This is a genomic window from Roseateles aquae, assembly GCF_032337115.1.
Lineage (GTDB): Bacteria > Pseudomonadota > Gammaproteobacteria > Burkholderiales > Burkholderiaceae_C > Roseateles_C > Roseateles_C aquae.
The window spans coordinates 210,266-227,631 of the sequence record NZ_JAVXZY010000002.1 but is presented as its reverse complement, the minus strand read 5'-3'; the positions used below and the strand labels follow the sequence as shown (position 1 = coordinate 227,631).

At 65.8% G+C, this 17,366-nt stretch carries 17 protein-coding genes; 1 reads left to right on the top strand and 16 read right to left on the bottom strand.

Features of this window, described 5'->3' with window-relative positions; all coding sequences use genetic code 11:
• Window position 1: 1 nt before the first annotated feature.
• The 9 genes from RQP53_RS06310 to RQP53_RS06270 form a co-directional block, all read right to left on the bottom strand.
• Window positions 2-835 (bottom strand): nitroreductase family protein, encoded by an 834-nt coding sequence (locus RQP53_RS06310; protein ID WP_315649380.1) that lies wholly within the window; start codon window positions 833-835, stop codon window positions 2-4.
• 54 nt (window positions 836-889) lie between these two features.
• Window positions 890-2,062, bottom strand: a complete 1,173-nt coding sequence (locus RQP53_RS06305) for an MFS transporter (protein ID WP_315649379.1) — start codon at window positions 2,060-2,062, stop codon at window positions 890-892.
• A 4-nt stretch (window positions 2,063-2,066) separates the two neighbouring features.
• Window positions 2,067-3,908, bottom strand: a complete 1,842-nt coding sequence (arsN2, locus tag RQP53_RS06300) for an arsenic resistance N-acetyltransferase ArsN2 (RefSeq protein ID WP_315649378.1) — start codon at window positions 3,906-3,908, stop codon at window positions 2,067-2,069.
• The gene (locus tag RQP53_RS06295; RefSeq protein ID WP_315649377.1) at window positions 3,899-4,411 is read right to left on the bottom strand and encodes a MarR family winged helix-turn-helix transcriptional regulator; all 513 of its coding nucleotides are present in this window, start codon (window positions 4,409-4,411) and stop codon (window positions 3,899-3,901) included. The genes arsN2 and RQP53_RS06295 overlap by 10 nt, the downstream gene beginning before the upstream one ends.
• A gap of 154 nt (window positions 4,412-4,565) precedes the next feature.
• Window positions 4,566-5,300 (bottom strand): arsenical resistance protein ArsH, encoded by a 735-nt coding sequence (gene arsH, locus RQP53_RS06290; RefSeq protein WP_315649376.1) that lies wholly within the window; start codon window positions 5,298-5,300, stop codon window positions 4,566-4,568.
• Window positions 5,297-5,953 carry an aquaporin gene (locus RQP53_RS06285; RefSeq protein WP_315649375.1) on the bottom strand — a complete coding sequence of 219 codons (657 nt, stop codon included), beginning with the start codon at window positions 5,951-5,953 and terminating at the stop codon, window positions 5,297-5,299. Before RQP53_RS06285 ends, arsH begins: the two co-directional genes overlap by 4 nt.
• A gap of 14 nt (window positions 5,954-5,967) precedes the next feature.
• A complete protein-coding gene (locus RQP53_RS06280; protein WP_315649374.1) occupies window positions 5,968-6,471 on the bottom strand; it encodes an arsenate reductase ArsC in 504 nt (167 codons plus the stop codon).
• A 19-nt stretch (window positions 6,472-6,490) separates the two neighbouring features.
• Window positions 6,491-6,985, bottom strand: coding sequence for an arsenate reductase ArsC (locus tag RQP53_RS06275; protein ID WP_315649373.1), 495 nt, complete (start codon window positions 6,983-6,985; stop codon window positions 6,491-6,493).
• Window positions 6,986-7,006: 21 nt separating this feature from the next.
• Window positions 7,007-7,330: an ArsR/SmtB family transcription factor gene (locus tag RQP53_RS06270; protein WP_315649372.1), complete on the bottom strand. Its 324-nt coding sequence runs from the start codon at window positions 7,328-7,330 to the stop codon at window positions 7,007-7,009.
• A gap of 120 nt (window positions 7,331-7,450) precedes the next feature.
• On the opposite strand from RQP53_RS06270, the gene arsA reads away from it, so the two are divergent.
• The gene (gene arsA / locus RQP53_RS06265) at window positions 7,451-9,241 is read left to right on the top strand and encodes an arsenical pump-driving ATPase (protein WP_315649371.1); all 1,791 of its coding nucleotides are present in this window, start codon (window positions 7,451-7,453) and stop codon (window positions 9,239-9,241) included.
• Here arsA and RQP53_RS06260 read toward each other — a convergent pair.
• From RQP53_RS06260 to RQP53_RS06230, 7 genes are all read right to left on the bottom strand, one after another.
• A complete protein-coding gene (locus tag RQP53_RS06260; RefSeq protein WP_315649370.1) occupies window positions 9,216-10,472 on the bottom strand; it encodes an erythromycin esterase family protein in 1,257 nt (418 codons plus the stop codon). The genes arsA and RQP53_RS06260 overlap by 26 nt on opposite strands.
• A gap of 192 nt (window positions 10,473-10,664) precedes the next feature.
• Window positions 10,665-13,280, bottom strand: a complete 2,616-nt coding sequence (gene acnB, locus RQP53_RS06255; RefSeq protein WP_315649369.1) for a bifunctional aconitate hydratase 2/2-methylisocitrate dehydratase — start codon at window positions 13,278-13,280, stop codon at window positions 10,665-10,667.
• Window positions 13,281-13,339: 59 nt separating this feature from the next.
• A complete protein-coding gene (locus tag RQP53_RS06250) occupies window positions 13,340-13,744 on the bottom strand; it encodes a type II toxin-antitoxin system VapC family toxin (RefSeq protein ID WP_315649368.1) in 405 nt (134 codons plus the stop codon).
• Between the two features lie 18 nt (window positions 13,745-13,762).
• Window positions 13,763-14,008 carry an AbrB/MazE/SpoVT family DNA-binding domain-containing protein gene (locus tag RQP53_RS06245; protein ID WP_315649367.1) on the bottom strand — a complete coding sequence of 82 codons (246 nt, stop codon included), beginning with the start codon at window positions 14,006-14,008 and terminating at the stop codon, window positions 13,763-13,765.
• Between the two features lie 156 nt (window positions 14,009-14,164).
• Window positions 14,165-14,698: a hypothetical protein gene (locus RQP53_RS06240; protein ID WP_315649366.1), complete on the bottom strand. Its 534-nt coding sequence runs from the start codon at window positions 14,696-14,698 to the stop codon at window positions 14,165-14,167.
• A gap of 135 nt (window positions 14,699-14,833) precedes the next feature.
• Complete coding sequence (locus tag RQP53_RS06235; protein ID WP_315649365.1) at window positions 14,834-15,835, bottom strand: HpcH/HpaI aldolase/citrate lyase family protein; 1,002 nt, start codon at window positions 15,833-15,835, stop codon at window positions 14,834-14,836.
• A gap of 287 nt (window positions 15,836-16,122) precedes the next feature.
• Window positions 16,123-17,109: a malate dehydrogenase gene (locus RQP53_RS06230; RefSeq protein ID WP_315649364.1), complete on the bottom strand. Its 987-nt coding sequence runs from the start codon at window positions 17,107-17,109 to the stop codon at window positions 16,123-16,125.
• Window positions 17,110-17,366 lie beyond the last annotated feature (257 nt).

Genomic DNA, 17,366 nt, shown 5'->3' with positions numbered 1-17,366 from the left:
CTCAGGGGCGGTTTGGCTGCTCCGTCGTGGCGTTATTCATGAAACCGCGGGCCTGCAGCAGGGCGAGCAAATCGCGGGAACTGGCCTGCAGCACGGCGGGCGAGTACTTCAGCTCCGAGGTGTAGAACTGGGCCAGCGAGTTCAGACCCAGGGCCTGCCACTGCGCAGCCATCTCCGGGCCCATGGCCTGGTAGCGCCGCAGGCCCTTGACGTCGCGCTCGGCGAACAAGGCCTGCAGGGCCGCGTCGTCGTGGCGCTGATAGCGCTCCTGATGCACATAGGCCGACAAGGGCAGGCGGTCGCGCGGCGCCGGGCTTTCCGCCGGCCAGCCGACCGCCAGCGAGGTGACCGGGAACACCGAATCGGGCAGCTCCAGGAACTCGGCAATCGCGGCCGCCGCGTTCAGTGTCGTGCCCAGGTAGCAGATGCCCAGCCCGCGGGCTTCAAAGCCCAGCGCCACGCTTTGCGCCAGGATCATGGCGTCGAAGGCGGCGACCAGAAAGCCGTGGAAATTGTCGAAGTTGTCGCGGGCCTGATGCAGCTTCAGCCAGTCGCGGGTGCGGCGGGTGTCGGCGCAGAAGGTGATCAGCAGCGGCGCCTGCAGAATCATGTCCTGCTCGAAATGCAGCTGATGCAGCCGCGCGCGTCGTTCGGCATCGCGGCTCAGCACCAGGCTGTAGGTGTTCAGATTGCCGGAGCTGGAGCTGCCGGCAATCGCCTGTGCCAGCACCTCATCAACCACGGACTCATCCAGCGGGCGGTTCTCAAAGCGGCGGATCGAGCGATGGCGCTGCAGCAAGGCGCTGAGGGTGTCGGCGGCGGATGATGGATTCATGGGCTGCTGGTGTTGTTGACGGGCTCGCCACTGTAATGGCGCAAATGCAGCCGTTCAGTGCTCAGCCGGTCTGGCCGGAATCATCAGCAAACCGCCCAGGCTCAGCAAGCCGAGCAGGGCGGTGAGCCAGATCGCGCCGCCGCCCCAGCGATCCAGCGCCAGACCGAACAGCCAGGGCGAAAGCGCCTGGCTCACCCGCATAGGTGCCATCAGCAGACCCTGGCGCTGGCCATAGCCCTGGGCGCCGAACAAGGCCAGCGGCAGCGTGCCCTTGACGATGGTCAGGATGCCGTTGCCGCCGCCATGCAACAGGCCGAACAGCGGCGCCAGTGGTGCGCCAAAAACGGCCAGCAGCACGCCGCCCAGCGGGTGCATCGCGGTGGCGGCACGGGCGATCCAGAGGGGATGGGCGCGGCGCAGCACGCCGTATTCCAGCAGCCGCGCGCCCACCTGGGCCGGGCCGATCAGCGCGCCCACAGCCACTGCGGCGGCGAGGCTGCTGCCTTGGGCCTGCAGCAGGCGTGGCAGGTGCGCGGCCATGGCCGTGCCGACGAAGCCCGCAACGGCGAACACCAGTGCCAATATCCATGCGGCGCGGACGCTCGCCTGCGCGCTGCCGGCGCCGTCACTCGCCTTTTTCATCGGTTTGGCGAGCACGGTTTCTGGAGCGGCTCGCGGCAGCCAGGCGTTCAAGGGCAGGCCCAGCAGCAGATGCAAGGCCGCCCAGCCGAGGCAGGCGCCACGCCAGCCCCAGTGCTGCTCCATCAGCGTGCTCAAAGGCCAGCCGACGGTGCTGGCAAAGCCGGCAATCAAGGTGATGCCGGTGATCGAACGCCGTGCGTCCTGGCCATAGAGCCGCACCAGGCTGGCAAAGGCGGCGTCGTAGAGCCCGCCCGCCATGGCCAGGCCCAGCAGCAGCCAGGCGGCAAACAGGCTCACCGGTCCTTGCGCCAGGCCCAGCGCGGCCAGGCCGAGCGCAAACAGCAGGCTGCTGCCCATCAGCAGCGGCCGGCCGCCATGGCGGTCAATGCGGCGACCGGCCCAGGGCCCGACCAAGGCCGAGACGACCAAGGCCACCGAGAAGGCGGCAAAGATCGTCGCCGGAGCCAGGCCGAATTCCAGCGCCATCGGCGTGGCCAGCATGGCCGGTAGGTAGTAGGACGAGGCCCAGGCCAGGGTCTGCGCGGCGCCCAAGGTGGCGACGGTGCGCCAGGAGCTCGTCTGCATCGCTTCAGCCACAGCAGCTCGCCGCTGGTCGTGCCGTTCCCGTTCCCGTCGCAGCGGCAGGCGTGGGCTTTGCGCAGCAAGACGCGGCGCTGGTGCTGGCTGTTGCCGGCCCGGCGCTGCCCAGCTCGACACTGCACACCCCGGTGGCCGGCAGATCGAGTTCGACACGGTCGGCGGCTTCGAGGTCACCGTCCAGCGCGGCCACCACCGAGCGCACCTGCTCAAAGCCGGTGGCCATCAGAAACGTTGGCGCACGGCCATAGCTCTTCACCCCCACGGTGTAGAAGCCTGGCTCGGCATGGCTCAGCTCGCGGTGGCCGTGCGGCCGCACCGTGCCGCAGCTGTGCAGATTGGGGTCGATCAGCGGGCCCAGCGCCGTCGTTGATTCGAGTGCGCTGTCCAGATCGAGACGCAGCTCGCTGGCCAGCCGCAGATCGGGGCGCTGGCCGGTGGCGCAGATGATTTCATCAATGCCGTCCAGCTGCAGGGCGGCGCCGTTAGCGTCGTGGCCACGCACGCTGAGCTGCGCGCCGTCGGGGTGCAGCGCATCGATGCGCAGGCCGGCGACGAAGCGCATCCGGCCGCTGTCGCGCAGCTGGCGCAGCGCTGTGCCCAAGGCACCGCGGGCTGGCAGCGCGTCGCTGTCGCCGCCGCCAAAGACCCGGGTCAGCGTTGCCGAGCGAACCGCCCACACGAGCTCGGTGCCCGGCGCTTCGAGAGCCAGTTCGGCCAGCGCCAGCAGGGCGTTGGCGGCCGAGTGTCCGGCGCCGACCACCAGGGTGCGCTTGCCGGCATAACGCTGCCGTTGTGTGCCCAGCACGTCAGGTATGCCATAGGCAATATGGGCCGCTGCCGCCGCTTCGCCTGCGGCCGGCAGCCCGTTGGCGCCGAGCGGGTTGGGCTGGCCCCAGGTGCCTGTGGCATCGATGACCGCGCGGGCACGAAACTCCAGCGAGCGGCCTTGTTGCTCGGCACGGATGACAAAGGGCGCTTCAGCGCGGCCGGCACTCTTGACCTTGTCCATGCCTTCTCGGCTGATTGCCAGCACACGGGTGTTGAGCTGCAGCCCTCTTGCCACCGCGGGCAGTGCTGCGAAGGGTTGCAACACCTGCTCGACGATTTCCCGGGCCAGCGGCATACCCTCTTGGGGCGGCGCCTGCCAGCCGGTCGGTGCCAGCAGCGCGGCCATATCGGCGTCGACGTTGTAGCGCCAGGGGGAGAACAGCCGCACATGGCCGTAGTCGAGCAGGTGCTGGCCTGCCTGCGGCCCGGCTTCCAGTGCGATGAAGGGGATGCCACGGGCGATCAGCTTGGCCACGGCCGCCAGGCCCACCGGGCCGGCGCCGATCACGGCGACGGGCAAGGTCGAAGGCAGCGCCGAGGCGGCTGCCGGTTCGGTCAGGCGCAGCGACATGAAGGCGGCGCAGGCCGGGCAGGCTCCCTGCAACTCGGCCGAGGCCTTCAGCGCCGCCGGCGCCTCCTCGATGCGGCCGCGCTTGAAGCCGAACTGGGCAAAGTACTCCGGTGCCGTCACCGTCAGCAGAAAGAGCTGGCTGATCTGGCGGCGCCCGGCCTGATCCAGCAGCACGCTCAGCATGGCCTTGCCCAGGCCTTGTTGTTGCGCGTTCGGGGCAACGGCGAAGGAGCGCAGCAGCGCGATATCACCGTACTGCTCAGCGCCGGCGCAGCCGAGCAACTGCGAGCCCGACCAGGCCAGCAGGTAGTTGTGCAGATGGGCTTGAGCGCCCTCCAGTGGCAGCTTGTTCGTCTGCAGCAGTTCGGCAATGGCGGGCCAGTCGGCGGCCGTGGCCGGACGGAAGGAGATGGTGTTCAGGTTCAGCGACATGATTTGCTTTCCTTTGTCACCCCGCCGGGAGGCAGGCAGCAGTTGGCTGCGGTGTCCTCGCGCAGGGCTTTCAAGAGCAGCAGCAGGGAGCGTTCGACGCTGGCACGCTCATCGGCGTCCAGCGCATCCAGCAGCTGTGCGGCATGGGAATCCAAGGTGGCGTTGAGTTCACGGACGGTGCGTTCGCCGTCGGCGGTGAGCGTGACGAGCCAGCTCCTTGCGTCGTTCGGGTTCGGCTCCTTGCTCACCATGCCACGCGAGACCATGCCCTCGACCGCGCGCGACACCCAGCTCTTCTCCAGGCTGAGTCGTGTACCCAGTTCGGACAGCGGCAAGGGCCCGGAGCGAGCCAGCTCGGTCAGCAGATGGCATTGGGTGCTGGTCGTGCGGCAGCAGTCGGCCACCACGCGCTGGGCGCGGGTGTACATCCGCGCGACTTCGCGCAGCAGGCTGCCGGCTTGCGTCGGGCTCTGTGTCTTTGTTGGATTGCAGCTTGTGGCCATGGTGTTGGCTATGTGGTTGTGTATGGCAACTATCTGGGCGCAGCATAGGTGGGCTCTCTGTAGGTTGTCAATAGCAACTAAAAGGGCTGTGAAGAGGGGCCTCTGGCCCCAGTGAATGGCTGGGATGCCTGGAGTCCGTGGGCTCAGGGGGCCATCAGATCGAGCGTTGGTTGACCCGCCGTGACAGCGCCTCCGCGCTTTCCCGCCGCTCGCTGTAGCGATCGGTCAGATAGGGCGTGAGATGGCGGGTCAGCAGTGTGAACTTGTAGAGCTCTTCCACGACATCGACCACGCGTTCGTAGTACGGCGAGGGTTTCATCCGGCCGGCCTCGTCGAACTCTGCGAAGGCCTTGGCGACCGAGGATTGGTTGGGAATCGTCAGCATGCGCATCCAGCGGCCCAAGAGGCGCATCTGGTTGACCGCGTTGAAGGACTGCGAGCCGCCGCTGACCTGCATCAGGGCCAGCGTCTTGCCCTGGGTGGGCCGAACGGCGCCGCTGTTCAGTGGAATCCAGTCGATCTGTGACTTCATCACCCCGGTCATCGCGCCATGGCGCTCCGGCGAGACCCAGACCATGCCTTCGGCCCACAGCACCAGCTCGCGCAGTTCCTGCACCTTGGGATGGGCCTCAGTGCCATCGTCGGGCAGGGGCAGGCCGTCAGCATGGAAGATGCGCACCTCACCGCCCATGGCCTGCAGCAATCGTGCAGCCTCAAAGGCCAGCAGTCGGCTGTAGGAACGTTCGCGCAGCGAGCCGTAGAGCAGCAGAAAGCGCGGTGCGTGCTGCGCGGCCGGGATGGACTGAAGCGCCTCCGACTGCGGCACAAGGAACTGGCTGGCGTCGAGTGCGGGAAAGGTTGGCGGCGATTCGATGGGCGACTGCATCATGGGGTGGCCTCTTGAGCTCCGAACAGGCGATGCACGCCCAGTGCCAGCAGGGCGCCGAGCAACTGGGCCAGCACAAAGCCGGGCGCGCTGGCCGGGGCAATGCCGGCAAAGCTGTCGCTGAACATGCGGCCAAACACGGCGGCCGGGTTGGCAAACGAGGTCGAGGCGGTGAACCAGTAGGCGGCGCCGATATAGGCGGCCACCATGGCCGCGACCCGACTGGCCGGTGCGCGCAGGATGAGCAGCAGCAGGCCAAAGGTGGCCACCACTTCAGCAATCCATTGGCCCTGGCCGCCGCGCAGCTTGCTGGCGGTCTGCACGATGGGCAGCTCGAACATCGCATGGGCCAGCCAGGCGCCCAGCAGCGCACCAAACAACTGCGCCGGCACGTAGACGGCCAGCGTGCGCAGCGGCAACGCGCCGCGCAATGCCATCACCAGCGACACCGCAGGATTGAAATGCGCGCCGCTGAGCGGGCCAAAGATCTCGATCAGGATGTACAGGCTGCCCACCGTGGCCAGCGTGTTGGCCAGCAAGGCGATGGCGATATTGCCGCCGGACAGGCGCTCGGCCATGATGCCGGAGCCGATCACGGTGGCCAGCAGCAGGGCGGTGCCAAGCAGCTCGGCCGCGAGTTTGCGTGTCAGATTCATGGCGCGGTGTGGACTCAGCTCTTGTAGATATCGGTCAGCGCCTGCTGCAGGCTGGGCTTGTCCATCTCGGCCAAGGGGAGCTGCAGCAACTGCAGCATCCGGTAGGCAATCGCCTGGCGGGTCAGCTCAAACGCCTGGCGCTTGCCCTCGTCGCCGCCGAGTGCATTGGACGGATCCGGATAGCCCCAGTGCACCTTGACGGGCTGGCCGTTGCCTCCAAAGAAAACCGGGCATTGCTCGGCAGCTGCGCTGTCGCAGACGGTGATGACGATGGACAGCGGCGGCGCTTCCGGCGTGGTGAACTCGTCCCAACTCTTGCTGCGATAGCCGCTGACATCGACCCCGGCGGCCGTCAGTGCCTCCAAGGCGAAGGGGTTGAGCCGGCCGCTGGGGGCGCTGCCGGCGCTGTGCGCGCGGACGTCTTTGCCCAGCTTGGCAGCCAGATGGTTGAGCATGCCCTCGCTGAGCACGCTGCGGGCGGAGTTGTGGGTGCAGAGAATGAGAACGTGGGTGGTCATGATGCTTGCGTGTTGGAAATCACTGTTGTCCGATGTGCCGCACGGCCTGTTGCAGGGACATGCGGTCAAGGCTGGTGATGGGCAGGGCCAACATCAACTCGATGCGGCGTTTCAGCGCAATTGCCGTGTCTTGAAAGGCTTGCAGCTTTTGGGGCTCGCTTCCCACAACTGCAGAGGGGTCTGGCATGCCCCAATGGGCGCTGACCGGCTGTCCGGGCCAGACAGGGCAAACCTCGCCCGCAGCCTTATCGCAAACAGTGAAGACAAAATCCAGTTCCGGTGAGCCAGGCGCAGCGAAGTCTGCCCAGTTCTTGCTTCGATACCCTTCTGTGCTCAGACCAAGCCAAGCCAGTGTCCGTAGTGCAAATGGGTTGACCGTTCCTGTCGGGTGGCTGCCCGCGGAGTAGGCTGTGAATCGTCCTTGCCCCAGCTGGTTCATCAAGCCTTCAGCCAGAATCGAACGCGCAGAATTGCCAGTGCAAACGAACAGGATGTTGAAGTGCTTGTCGCTCATGTGATGGCGTCCTTGGGAGGGTTAACAGCCACAGCTGTCCTCGTTCTTCGGCAGGCAGGCTTCGCCCTGGCAGCAGTTCTCGGTCAAATAGGCGAGCAGCTCATTCATCTGCGCAAAGGCGGCGCGGTACACCAGGTTGCGCCCGATGCGCTCCTGGCTCAGCAGGCCGGCATTGCACAGTTCCTTCAGATGAAAGGACAGCGTCGCGGCAGGCAAGTCGAGCGCTTCGGTGAGCGCACCCGGCGTCAGCCCGTCCTGGCCGGCGACGACAAGCAGGCGAAAGGCGCGCAAGCGGTGCGGCTGGGCCAGCGCGGCCAGGCAGCGGATGATTTTGGTTTCGTCCATTGTTCGATAATTCTATAGTTATGGAATAGTTGACGAAAGTCAGCTTGTGTGAGTTCGTGAACGGAGTGATGGTGCAAGCTTGAGCTAGTCTTTGGCTTCGCATCTTGCTTGGAGCTGATGATGACTGTGCTGGATCGCCTGCCGCGCTTTGTGTTCTTTACCGGCAAAGGAGGCGTGGGCAAGACCTCGCTGGCCTGTGCCGTGGCCTTGCGCCTGGCCGAGCAGGGGCGGCGTGTGCTGCTGGTCAGCACCGATCCGGCCTCCAACGTCGGCCAGGTGTTTGGCCAGGCCCTGGCCAATGAGATCCGTGCCATCGATGCGGTGCCCGGCTTGTCGGCGCTGGAGATTGACCCGCATGCGGCCGCGCAAGGCTACCGAGAGCGGCTGATCGAACCCGCCCGCGCCAGCCTCAGCGCCGAAGCGCTGCGCGGCATGGAGGAGCAGCTGTCCGGCGCCTGCACGACCGAGATTGCAGCCTTTGACGAATTCACTGGCCTGCTCACCGATGCGGCCCTGCAGCAGCGCTTCGATCATGTGCTCTTCGACACCGCGCCGACCGGCCACACCATCAGGCTCTTGCAATTGCCCGGCGCCTGGAACCGTTTCTTGCAGACCGGGCAGGGCGATGCGTCCTGCCTGGGGCCGCTGGCCGGCCTGGACAAGCAACGCGAGCGATACCAGGCGGCCGTTGATGCACTGGCTGATCCGGCCTTGACGCGCCTGGTGCTGGTCACGCGAGCGCAGCCCTCGGCACTGCGCGAAGTGGCGCGTACCCACGAGGAGCTGGCCCAGGTCGGCCTGCGCCAACAGCTGCTGGTTGTCAACGGTGTGATGCCAGAGGCCGAGGGCGCCGGTGATGCGCTGGCCGCAGCGGTGTTCCGGCGCGAACAGCAGGCCCTGGCGGCGATGCCTGCCGCACTGCAGGCCTTGCCGATGCAGCAACTGCCGCTGCGCAGCTTCGATCTTGTCGGCCTGGAGGCCTTGAGGCGCTTTCTGGCGCCGGCCGAGCTTGACACGGCGCTGGCCGCTGATGCGATGAAGCCCCTGCCATCGCCGCGGCTGGCTGATCTGATGGAGGATTTGGCGGCGCCCGGCCATGGGCTGATCATGGTGATGGGCAAGGGCGGTGTGGGCAAGACGACGCTGGCCGCGGCCATTGCGGTCGCCTTGGCGCAGCGCGGTCTGCCGGTCCTGCTCAGCACCTCGGACCCGGCCGCGCATCTCACCGAGACCTTGGCCGGCTCGGACGCTGTGGCCATGCAGGAGCGACTGCCGACGCTGAGCGTGTCGCGCATCGACCCCAAGGCCGAGACCGAGCGCTACCGCGCCCAGGTGATGGCCAGCAAGGGACGCTCGCTGGATGACCATGGCAGGGCGATGCTGGCGGAGGATTTGCGCTCGCCCTGCACCGAAGAGATCGCCGTGTTCCAGGCCTTCTCGCGCGCCATCCGCGAGGCCGGGCGGCGCTTCGTCGTGATGGACACGGCGCCGACCGGGCACACCCTGCTGCTGCTCGATGCGACGGGCGCCTACCACCGCGATATCGCCCGCCAGATGAGCCGCAGCGGTGTGGGTTTCACCACGCCGATGATGCAGCTGCGCGATGCCGAGCGGACCAAGGTGCTGATCGTGACACTGGCCGAAAACACCCCGGTGCAGGAGGCGGCGCAGCTGCAGGCCGAGCTGCGTCGGGCCGGCATCGAGCCCTGGGCCTGGGTGGTGAACAACAGCCTCGCCCAGGCCGGCAGCGCGTCACCACTGCTACAGGCACGTGCGCTGCATGAACGGGAGTTCATCAAGGCCGTTGCGGACGTTCATGCCAGTCGTTATGCCGTCGTGCCATTGCTGGCCGAAGAGCCTGTTGGCCTGGAGCGACTGGCGGCGCTCAGCGCACCATCGTCACCGGGCTGACCCGAGGCAGGAAGATCAGCCAGTCCCAGTTGCGGCCAAGTTGGCCGGGCTGCTGAAAGCTTTCGGTACCGCGCTCCACATATTCGTAGGCGAACTGCGGGAGATTGACGGCGCTGCTGGCGTGCACGAGCAGGGGGCGCCCCTTGGCTTGCGGAATCAGCTGCTGTTCCAGCCCGCCGGCTGGCACGGGCGGCAGTGTCAGCGGCTGCATGCTGCGGAAATCGAGGATCTGCCCCGCAGCGGCAGTGAATTGCAGCACCTGGTAGCGCGGCCCCCAACGCCTGTGCATGACTTCGCCGGCCTGCAAGTGTTGTGGCGTGCGTTGAAAGCCGCGTGCCAGATGAACCGTGTGGGCCCAGATCACCGCCTTGCGCCCCTTGGCCAGTTGCTCGACCAGCCAGATGGCGTTGGCGCCCATCGCGTTGTCGCGTTGATAGTCCTGATCCTGGCTCCAGAAACTGTGCGCCTGTGCCAGCAAGCTGTCGACGACCCGGCACCACCAGGCGGGCGTGTCGACCGCCGCGCCAGACGATGCGCCGCACAGCGCCGCGCCTATGGCCTGCCCATGGGAGAAAAAGGCCTGCTGCTCGGGTGCCGAGGGCAGGGCGCGGTTCATGGCGAGCAAGGGCGCAGCCAGAGTCGAGAATCGCCGCCATCGCTCACCCTCCGCCAGCGTTTTGTGGCCAAGGCTGAGCAAGGCGGCTTGCAGGCCGGGCAAGAGCTCGCTGCCGCTGAGCGCGCCGCTGTGCTGCGCGTCGAAGCCCGCCAGCAGCAGCGGCCTGTCCGCTCGCTGGCGTTGATCGACATATCGCAGCAAGTCCCGGCCTTCTGCGCTCTTGGCATACATGAAGAACACATTGCCCGGCGCCAGATCATCCAGGCTTTCACCGCGCGCCATTGCCGCGCTGATGCGGCCGATGTCGTAGAAGCCACTTTCCAGCAAGAGCAGATCGAAGCCCAGCTTCTCGTGCAGATAGCGCAAGAGGCGCAGCTTGTAGGCGAACTCCTCATGCGCGCCATGGGTCTGCTCGCCCAGTCCCAGCACCTGCACGCCGGCCAGCGCCTGACCCAGCGGCGCCAGGTCGGAGAAATCGTCGAGCTGGTCGGCATCGGCCAAAGGCCAGCTTTGCCAAGTCGTGGCGGTGGGCGCGATGGGCGCGATGGGCGTTTCGGCGGCAACGGCGCTGTTGCAGGCCAGGGTCAGCGTGGTCAAGCAGGTCAGGAGCTTCATTTGAGTCCAATTGAATACCAGTTCAATGATAGGACTCGGCGGCTGGCCGGCGTGCGCTACGCGGTTGGTACGCGTCCGATGCGGTGGCGTCGGACGCTATCCGCCCGGCCGAAAAAGCAAAAAGCCCCGCGCGATGGCGGGGCTGTGGCGCTGATCCCGCTTGCAGGATCAGCGATTCATCGGCGCGGCTGATCAGCAGGCCGGCACACCGGCGACCGACTTGGCGGCTTCGGCGTATTCCTCGATCTGGTCGAAGTTCATGTACTTGTAGATCGCGGCGCCGTCCTTGTTCACCACGCCCATGGCCTCGTGGTATTCGGCCACGGTCGGGATATGGCCCAGCTTGGAGGCAATGGCGGCCAGCTCGGCCGAGGCCAGGAACACATTGGTGTTCTTGCCCAGGCGGTTGGGGAAGTTGCGGGTCGAGGTGGAGACCACGGTCGCGCCTTCACGCACCTGCGCCTGGTTGCCCATGCACAGCGAGCAGCCCGGCATTTCGGTGCGCGCACCGGCGGTGCCGAAGGCGGCGTAATGGCCTTCCTTGATCAGCTCGCTCTGGTCCATCTTGGTCGGCGGGGCGACCCACAGCTTGACCGGGATGTCGCGCTGGCCGCCCAGCAGCTTGGCGGCGGCGCGGAAGTGGCCGATGTTGGTCATGCAGGAGCCGATGAAGGCTTCATCGATCTTGGTGCCGGCGACGTCGGACAGGGTCTTGGCATCGTCCGGATCGTTGGGGCAGCAGAGGATCGGCTCCTTGATGTCGGCCAGATCGATCTCGATCACGGCCGCATATTCGGCGTCCTTGTCGGCTTCCAGCAGGCTGGGATTGGCCAGCCAGGCTTCGACCTTCTCGATGCGGCGTTGCAGCGTGCGGGCGTCCTGGTAGCCGTCGGCGATCATGTTCTTCATCAGCACGATATTGCTGGTGAGGTATTCCTTGATCGGGGCGGGGTTCAGCTTGACTGTGCAACCGGCGGCGCTGCGCTCGGCAGACGCGTCGCTCAGCTCAAAGGCTTGCTCGACCTTCAGATCGGGCAGGCCTTCGATTTCCAGGATGCGGCCCGAGAAGATGTTCTTCTTGCCGGCCTTGGCGACGGTCAGCAGACCGGCCTTGATCGCGTACAGCGGGATCGCGTGGACCAGATCGCGCAGCGTGATGCCGGGCTGCATCTGGCCCTTGAAGCGCACCAGCACCGATTCGGGCATGTCCAGCGGCATCACGCCGGTGGCGGCACCGAAGGCGACCAGACCAGAGCCGGCGGGGAAGGAGATGCCGATCGGGAAGCGGGTGTGCGAGTCGCCGCCGGTGCCGACGGTGTCGGGCAGCAGCAGGCGGTTCAGCCAGCTGTGGATCACGCCGTCACCCGGACGCAGGGCCACGCCGCCGCGGTTGGAGATGAAGGCGGGCAGCTCGCGATGGGTCTTCACATCGACCGGCTTCGGGTAGGCCGCGGTGTGGCAGAAGCTTTGCATCACCAGATCGGCCGAGAAGCCCAGGCAGGCCAGATCCTTCAGCTCGTCGCGGGTCATCGGGCCGGTGGTGTCTTGCGAACCCACGGTGGTCATCTTCGGCTCGCAGTAGGTGCCGGGGCGCACGCCCTGGCCTTCCGGCAGACCAACGGCGCGGCCGACCATCTTCTGCGCCAGCGTGAAGCCGGCCTTGGATTCGGCAGGGGCTTGCGGCAGGCGGAACAGCGTCGAAGCGGGCAGGCCCAGCGATTCGCGGGCCTTGCCGGTCAGCGAACGACCGATGATCAGATTGATACGGCCGCCGGCACGGACTTCATCGAACAGCACATCGCTCTTCAACTTGAACTCGGCGACGACTTCTTGACCATTCGGACCGTTCTTCACCAGCTTGCCCTCGTAGGGCAGGATGTCGATCACATCGCCCATCTCCAGCTTGGAGACATCGACCTCGATCGGCAGCGAACCGGAGTCTTCCTGTGTGTTGAAGAAGATCGGCGCGATCTTGCCGCCCAGGGTCACGCCACCGAAGCGCTTGTTCGGCACGAAGGGGATGTCCTGGCCGGTGGCCCAGATGACGCTGTTGGTGGCGCTCTTGCGTGAGGAGCCGGTGCCGACCACATCGCCGACGTAGGCGACCAGGTGGCCCTTCTTCTTCAGGTCTTCGATGAACTGCATCGGGCCGCGCTTGCCGTCTTCTTCCGGCTTGAAGGCCGCACCTTCGCGGGTGTTCTTCAGCATCGCCAGGTAGTGCAGCGGGATGTCCGGGCGGCTCCAGGCGTCGGGGGCGGGCGAGAGGTCGTCGGTGTTGGTTTCACCGGGCACCTTGAAGACGGTGACGGTGATCTTCTTCTCGACCTCGGGGCGGCTGGTGAACCACTCGGCATCGGCCCAGCTCTGGATCACGGCCTTGGCGTGCGCATTGCCGGCCTTGGCCTTCACTTCGACGTCGTGGAAGAAGTCGAACATCAGCAGCGTCTTCTTCAGGCCTTCGGCGGCGACGGCGGCGACATCGGCGTCGTCCAGCAGGTCGATCAGCGGCTTGACGTTGTAGCCGCCGACCATGGTGCCCAGCAGCTCGGTGGCCTTGGCCTTGGAGATCAGCGCGACGGCAAAGTCGCCATGAGCCACGGCAGCCAGGAAGCTGGCCTTGACCTTGGCGGCATCGTCAACGCCCGGGGGCACGCGGTGGGTCAGCAGGTCCAGCAGGAAGGCATCTTCGCCAGCCGGTGGGTTCTTGATCAGCTCGATCAGCTCGGCGACCTGCTTGGCATCCAGCGGCAGAGGAGGGATGCCCAGCGCGGCGCGCTCGGCGGAGTGTTGGCGATAGGCTTGCAGCATGGTCTAGCTCTCCAGGTGTTGCGAGGGTGTAGGTGGCGCGTTGGCTTCAATGTCGAGGTTCAGCTGGCCTTGGGTGTGATCACCTTCAGGCCCTTGAAGTAGTCGCGAAAGAATCCGTCGTCGTGGGTGATCAGCGCATTGCACTGCAGCAGTGCGTGGGCGCCGACGATGAAATCGGGAACGGTGCGTTGGCGGTGTCCGCCGCGGCTGCGGTAGCGGCGCTGCATTTCGCCAGCGCGGATGGCGGCCTTCTGCTCGACCGGGCTGTAACTGATGCCCATGTCTTCGAGCGCCTGCATGGCCTGATCGCCATTCTGCAGCGAGGAGCAGATTTCCGACACCACCACATCGCAGACCACGACCGGGCCATGGCTGAGTGCATCGCGCAGCGCGGCCTCGGCCAGATCGGCACGGGCGCTGTCGCTGAGCAGGTCAACCAGCACGGAGGAGTCGATGGCAATCATGGTGGCGGCTCGGGCGGTTTACTGATCGAGCGGATCACCGGGGGCGCGGCCGCGTACGGCGCGCATGGCGTCGTCCACCGAGGCAAAGCCATCCAGCTTGAACTTGCCGCGGGCGCGCGAGATCGCGTCGTCGACGTTCTTGCGCAGAATGATGCGGCCGCCTTCGAGTTCGACCTTGAGCACCGTGCCTTTGCTCAGGCCCAGCGCATCGCGTACTGCCTTGGGCAGCGTGATCTGGCCTCGTTCGGCCACTGTGGCTTCCATCATCAGCCTCCGCGGTATGCGCTAGAAAGTATGCATTGATTTTACATACTTTGAGGCCGCAGCCAAGGGATTTCCCTTGCGCTGACGCAAGACATGGCAGCAGAAAACAAGAAAGGAGGCCGCAGCCTCCTGTTCGTATTCGCCTTCTCGCGCGACTCAGTTGTTGATGCTGGTGCCGGGCGTGATGCCAATGCCGCCTTCGGGCTTGGCTGCGCTCAGGTTCTTGGCGAAGCTGACCTGGTCGGCGTGCTGGCAGCTGTCGACCATCCGCTGGCCCAGTTTGGCGTTCATCAGCATGGATTTGGTCGGGATCTGCAGCCAGACCACGCCGGCAGCCTTGTCTTCGAGGCGTACTGCGCCGGTGCTGGTGGGCTCGGGCGTCATGTTGTAGACCATCTTGCCGAACTGCAGGCGGAAGCGGCCCGGCTTGTCGGGATGCGGCGTCAGCTGCACCTTTTGGTTGAATTCGCAGGCGACCTCGCCGGCGTGGACGCGCGGGCCGACGGCCATCTGTTCCTCGTTCAAGGCCGGCTCATCGGCGGGCAGCGGCGCGATGGCCGTCTCGGGCTTGATCTTGGCGGCCAGTCGGCTCTTGGGCTTGGCATTCTCAACGGCGGCGGACCAGGCATTGCCGGCCAGCAGGCTGGCGCAGAGCAGGGTAGCAAGAGGGCTCAGGCGCTTCATCATCATCGGGACATCTCACGGGCGTCTATCAATGCTGGCTATTGTCAGCCTGTTTGCGCCGCTGGAGATAAGCATTTGCCTGCATAGATGCAAGCGGCGCTGCAGATTCGCGACAGGCTGCAACAGGCGCGCCTACGCTGATCAACAGGCATCAAAGTAGGCGCGGCAGACTTCCTTGGGCAGGGTCTGGCCGGTGCGATGGGCGCGCTCCAGCACCTGCCAGAAATAGCGGTAGCTGGCGCGGTCGTGCAGGGTGTCGCGGTACTGGATGGGCGCCCACTGCGCGGCCTGCGCCGCCTGCACGATGGCGATGGCCTCATCGATCTCGGCCACGCTCGGTGCAAAGGCCTCGATGATGGGCTGGATCTGGCTCGGGTGGATGCTCCACATCCGCGTGTAGCCGAACTCGCGCGCGGCACGACTGGCGGCCGCCTCGATGCTGCTGACGCTCTTGAATTCGGTCACCACGCAGTGCGACGGCGTCTTGCCATGGGCATGGGCGGCCGCGGCGATTTCCAGCTTGGCACGCACCACCAGTGGATGGCTGAACTGCCCCTCCAGCGTCATCGCGCTGCGCGGAATGGCGCCGCGATGGGCGGAGACGAAATCCATCAGCCCGAAGGAAAGCGACTCAATGCGCGGATGGGCGGCAATCGCGCGCACGTCCTGCAGCGCGCCATGCGTCTCGATCAGCGTGTGAATCGGCAGCGGCTTGGCAGTGCCGTGACGCTGTAGCGCGGCATCGATGAAGGCGCAGCCGGCCTGCACATCGGCGAGTTGGCGCGGCTTGGGCAACATCAGATAGGCCAGGCGCTCGCCGCCTGACTGAATCAAGGCATCGACATCGGCTTCAAAGGCCGGGTGGTCGAACGGGTGGACGCGCACGCCCACGCGGCCATGTCGATTCAATTGCGGGTCATTGAGCAGGCTCAGCACCAGCTGCATATGCTCCGCTTCGCCGCCTATCGGCGCACCGTCCTCGCAATCCAGCGTGATGTCGAACACCGGGCCCAGCTCGCCCTGCAATTCCAGGCTCTTGAGCATCCGCGCCTCGACGCCGCAGTAGTGGTCAACCACGGGCAGCAGCGTGGCGGCATCGCCTTCTTCGAACAGGGCCAGTTTGGGGTGCAGGGCGGTGGACATGCGAATCAACTCAAGTTCAGTAACGGCAATGACAAGCCTATCTTGGCGTTGCTTGTTGATGGGTCAAAAGCCAAGAGAAGCACACCACAGAGCCACTGAGACACAGAGAAAATAGCCGCATTGGCTCTGTGGCTCTGTGGCTCTATGGCTCTGTGCCTTCCTCCGTGGCTCTGTGACTCTGTGGTTTGTTTGTTCAACAACTGGCGCGCAAAGGCGCAATGAAAAAGGGCCGGCATCGGCCGACCCTTTCAAGTATCGCTGCAAGCAGCGCTGTCTTCAGCAGGCGATCACAGCAGGTGCTTGACGCCGTCTTGCTCGCCCTGCAGTTCGGCCAGGGTGATATTGATGCGCTCTTGCGAGAAGGCATCGATCTCCAGGCCTTCGACGATCTTGTATTCGCCGCCGGCGGTGGTCACCGGGAAGCCGAACACCACGCCAGCCGGGATGCCGTACTCGCCATTCGAAGGCACGCCCATGGTGACCCATTCGCCGTTGGAGCCCAGGGCCCAGTCGCGCATGTGATCGATGGCGGCGTTGGCAGCCGAGGCGGCCGAGGACAGGCCGCGAGCGGCGATGATGGCGGCGCCGCGCTTGCCGACGGTGGGCAGGAAGGTGTCAGCGTTCCAGACCTGGTCGTTGACCAGATCCTTGATCGACTTGCCATTGGTGGTGGCGAAGCGGTAGTCGGCGTACATCGTCGGCGAGTGGTTGCCCCAGACGGTCAGCTTCTTGATGTCGCCCACGGCGGTGCCGGTCTTGGCAGCCAGTTGCGAAGCGGCGCGGTTGTGGTCCAGGCGCAGCATGGCGGTGAAGTTCTTGGCCGGCAGGTCAGGGGCCGACTTCATCGCGATATAGGCGTTGGTGTTGGCCGGGTTGCCGACCACCAGCACCTTGACGTTGCGCGAAGCCACGGCGTTCAGGGCCTTGCCCTGGGCGGTGAAGATCTGCGCGTTGGCGGCCAGCAGGTCAGCACGCTCCATGCCAGGGCCGCGGGGGCGAGCGCCAACCAGCAGTGCGTAGTCGGTGTCCTTGAAGGCTTGCAGCGGGTCGCTGTGGGCTTCAACGCCGGCCAGCAGCGGGAAGGCGCAGTCTTCCAGTTCCATGATCACGCCCTTCAGCGCGTTCTGGGCCTTCTCGTCGGGAATCTCCAGCAGTTGCAGGATGACGGGCTGGTCCTTGCCCAGCATTTCGCCGGAGGCGATGCGGAACAGCAGGGCGTAGCCAATCTGGCCTGCGGCGCCGGTGACGGCAACGCGAACGGGAGTCTTGCTCATGGGATTCTCCGAAAGGTTTGAAGTGCGAAATCTGTTCGGCGCTGGCCGCGCACCCTGTGGCGAGCGGGCCCCAAGGGCTGGCCTCGGCAGCGCTGGTGGCGCCAAGTGTAGGCCAGACCACGGGCATTCCCGAGCTTGACCGGCGCCGGAGTCCGGCAAATAGCGCACACCGTTGCAGATTATCAATGCTGCTTTGCACAAATCTGACAGTCTTATGTCTTATAGAAGATCTAAGTCGTCAGACGCTGGACTGCCTG

Coding starts and splice junctions, on each gene's coding strand:
- RQP53_RS06310 (WP_315649380.1), bottom strand. CDS start 835: ATGAATCCATCATCCGCCGCCGACACCCTCAGCGCCTTGCTGCAGCGC.
- RQP53_RS06305 (WP_315649379.1), bottom strand. CDS start 2,062: ATGCAGACGAGCTCCTGGCGCACCGTCGCCACCTTGGGCGCCGCGCAG.
- arsN2 (WP_315649378.1), bottom strand. CDS start 3,908: ATGTCGCTGAACCTGAACACCATCTCCTTCCGTCCGGCCACGGCCGCC.
- RQP53_RS06295 (WP_315649377.1), bottom strand. CDS start 4,411: ATGGCCACAAGCTGCAATCCAACAAAGACACAGAGCCCGACGCAAGCC.
- arsH (WP_315649376.1), bottom strand. CDS start 5,300: ATGATGCAGTCGCCCATCGAATCGCCGCCAACCTTTCCCGCACTCGAC.
- RQP53_RS06285 (WP_315649375.1), bottom strand. CDS start 5,953: ATGAATCTGACACGCAAACTCGCGGCCGAGCTGCTTGGCACCGCCCTG.
- RQP53_RS06280 (WP_315649374.1), bottom strand. CDS start 6,471: ATGACCACCCACGTTCTCATTCTCTGCACCCACAACTCCGCCCGCAGC.
- RQP53_RS06275 (WP_315649373.1), bottom strand. CDS start 6,985: ATGAGCGACAAGCACTTCAACATCCTGTTCGTTTGCACTGGCAATTCT.
- RQP53_RS06270 (WP_315649372.1), bottom strand. CDS start 7,330: ATGGACGAAACCAAAATCATCCGCTGCCTGGCCGCGCTGGCCCAGCCG.
- arsA (WP_315649371.1), top strand. CDS start 7,451: ATGACTGTGCTGGATCGCCTGCCGCGCTTTGTGTTCTTTACCGGCAAA.
- RQP53_RS06260 (WP_315649370.1), bottom strand. CDS start 10,472: ATGAAGCTCCTGACCTGCTTGACCACGCTGACCCTGGCCTGCAACAGC.
- acnB (WP_315649369.1), bottom strand. CDS start 13,280: ATGCTGCAAGCCTATCGCCAACACTCCGCCGAGCGCGCCGCGCTGGGC.
- RQP53_RS06250 (WP_315649368.1), bottom strand. CDS start 13,744: ATGATTGCCATCGACTCCTCCGTGCTGGTTGACCTGCTCAGCGACAGC.
- RQP53_RS06245 (WP_315649367.1), bottom strand. CDS start 14,008: ATGGAAGCCACAGTGGCCGAACGAGGCCAGATCACGCTGCCCAAGGCA.
- RQP53_RS06240 (WP_315649366.1), bottom strand. CDS start 14,698: ATGATGATGAAGCGCCTGAGCCCTCTTGCTACCCTGCTCTGCGCCAGC.
- RQP53_RS06235 (WP_315649365.1), bottom strand. CDS start 15,835: ATGTCCACCGCCCTGCACCCCAAACTGGCCCTGTTCGAAGAAGGCGAT.
- RQP53_RS06230 (WP_315649364.1), bottom strand. CDS start 17,109: ATGAGCAAGACTCCCGTTCGCGTTGCCGTCACCGGCGCCGCAGGCCAG.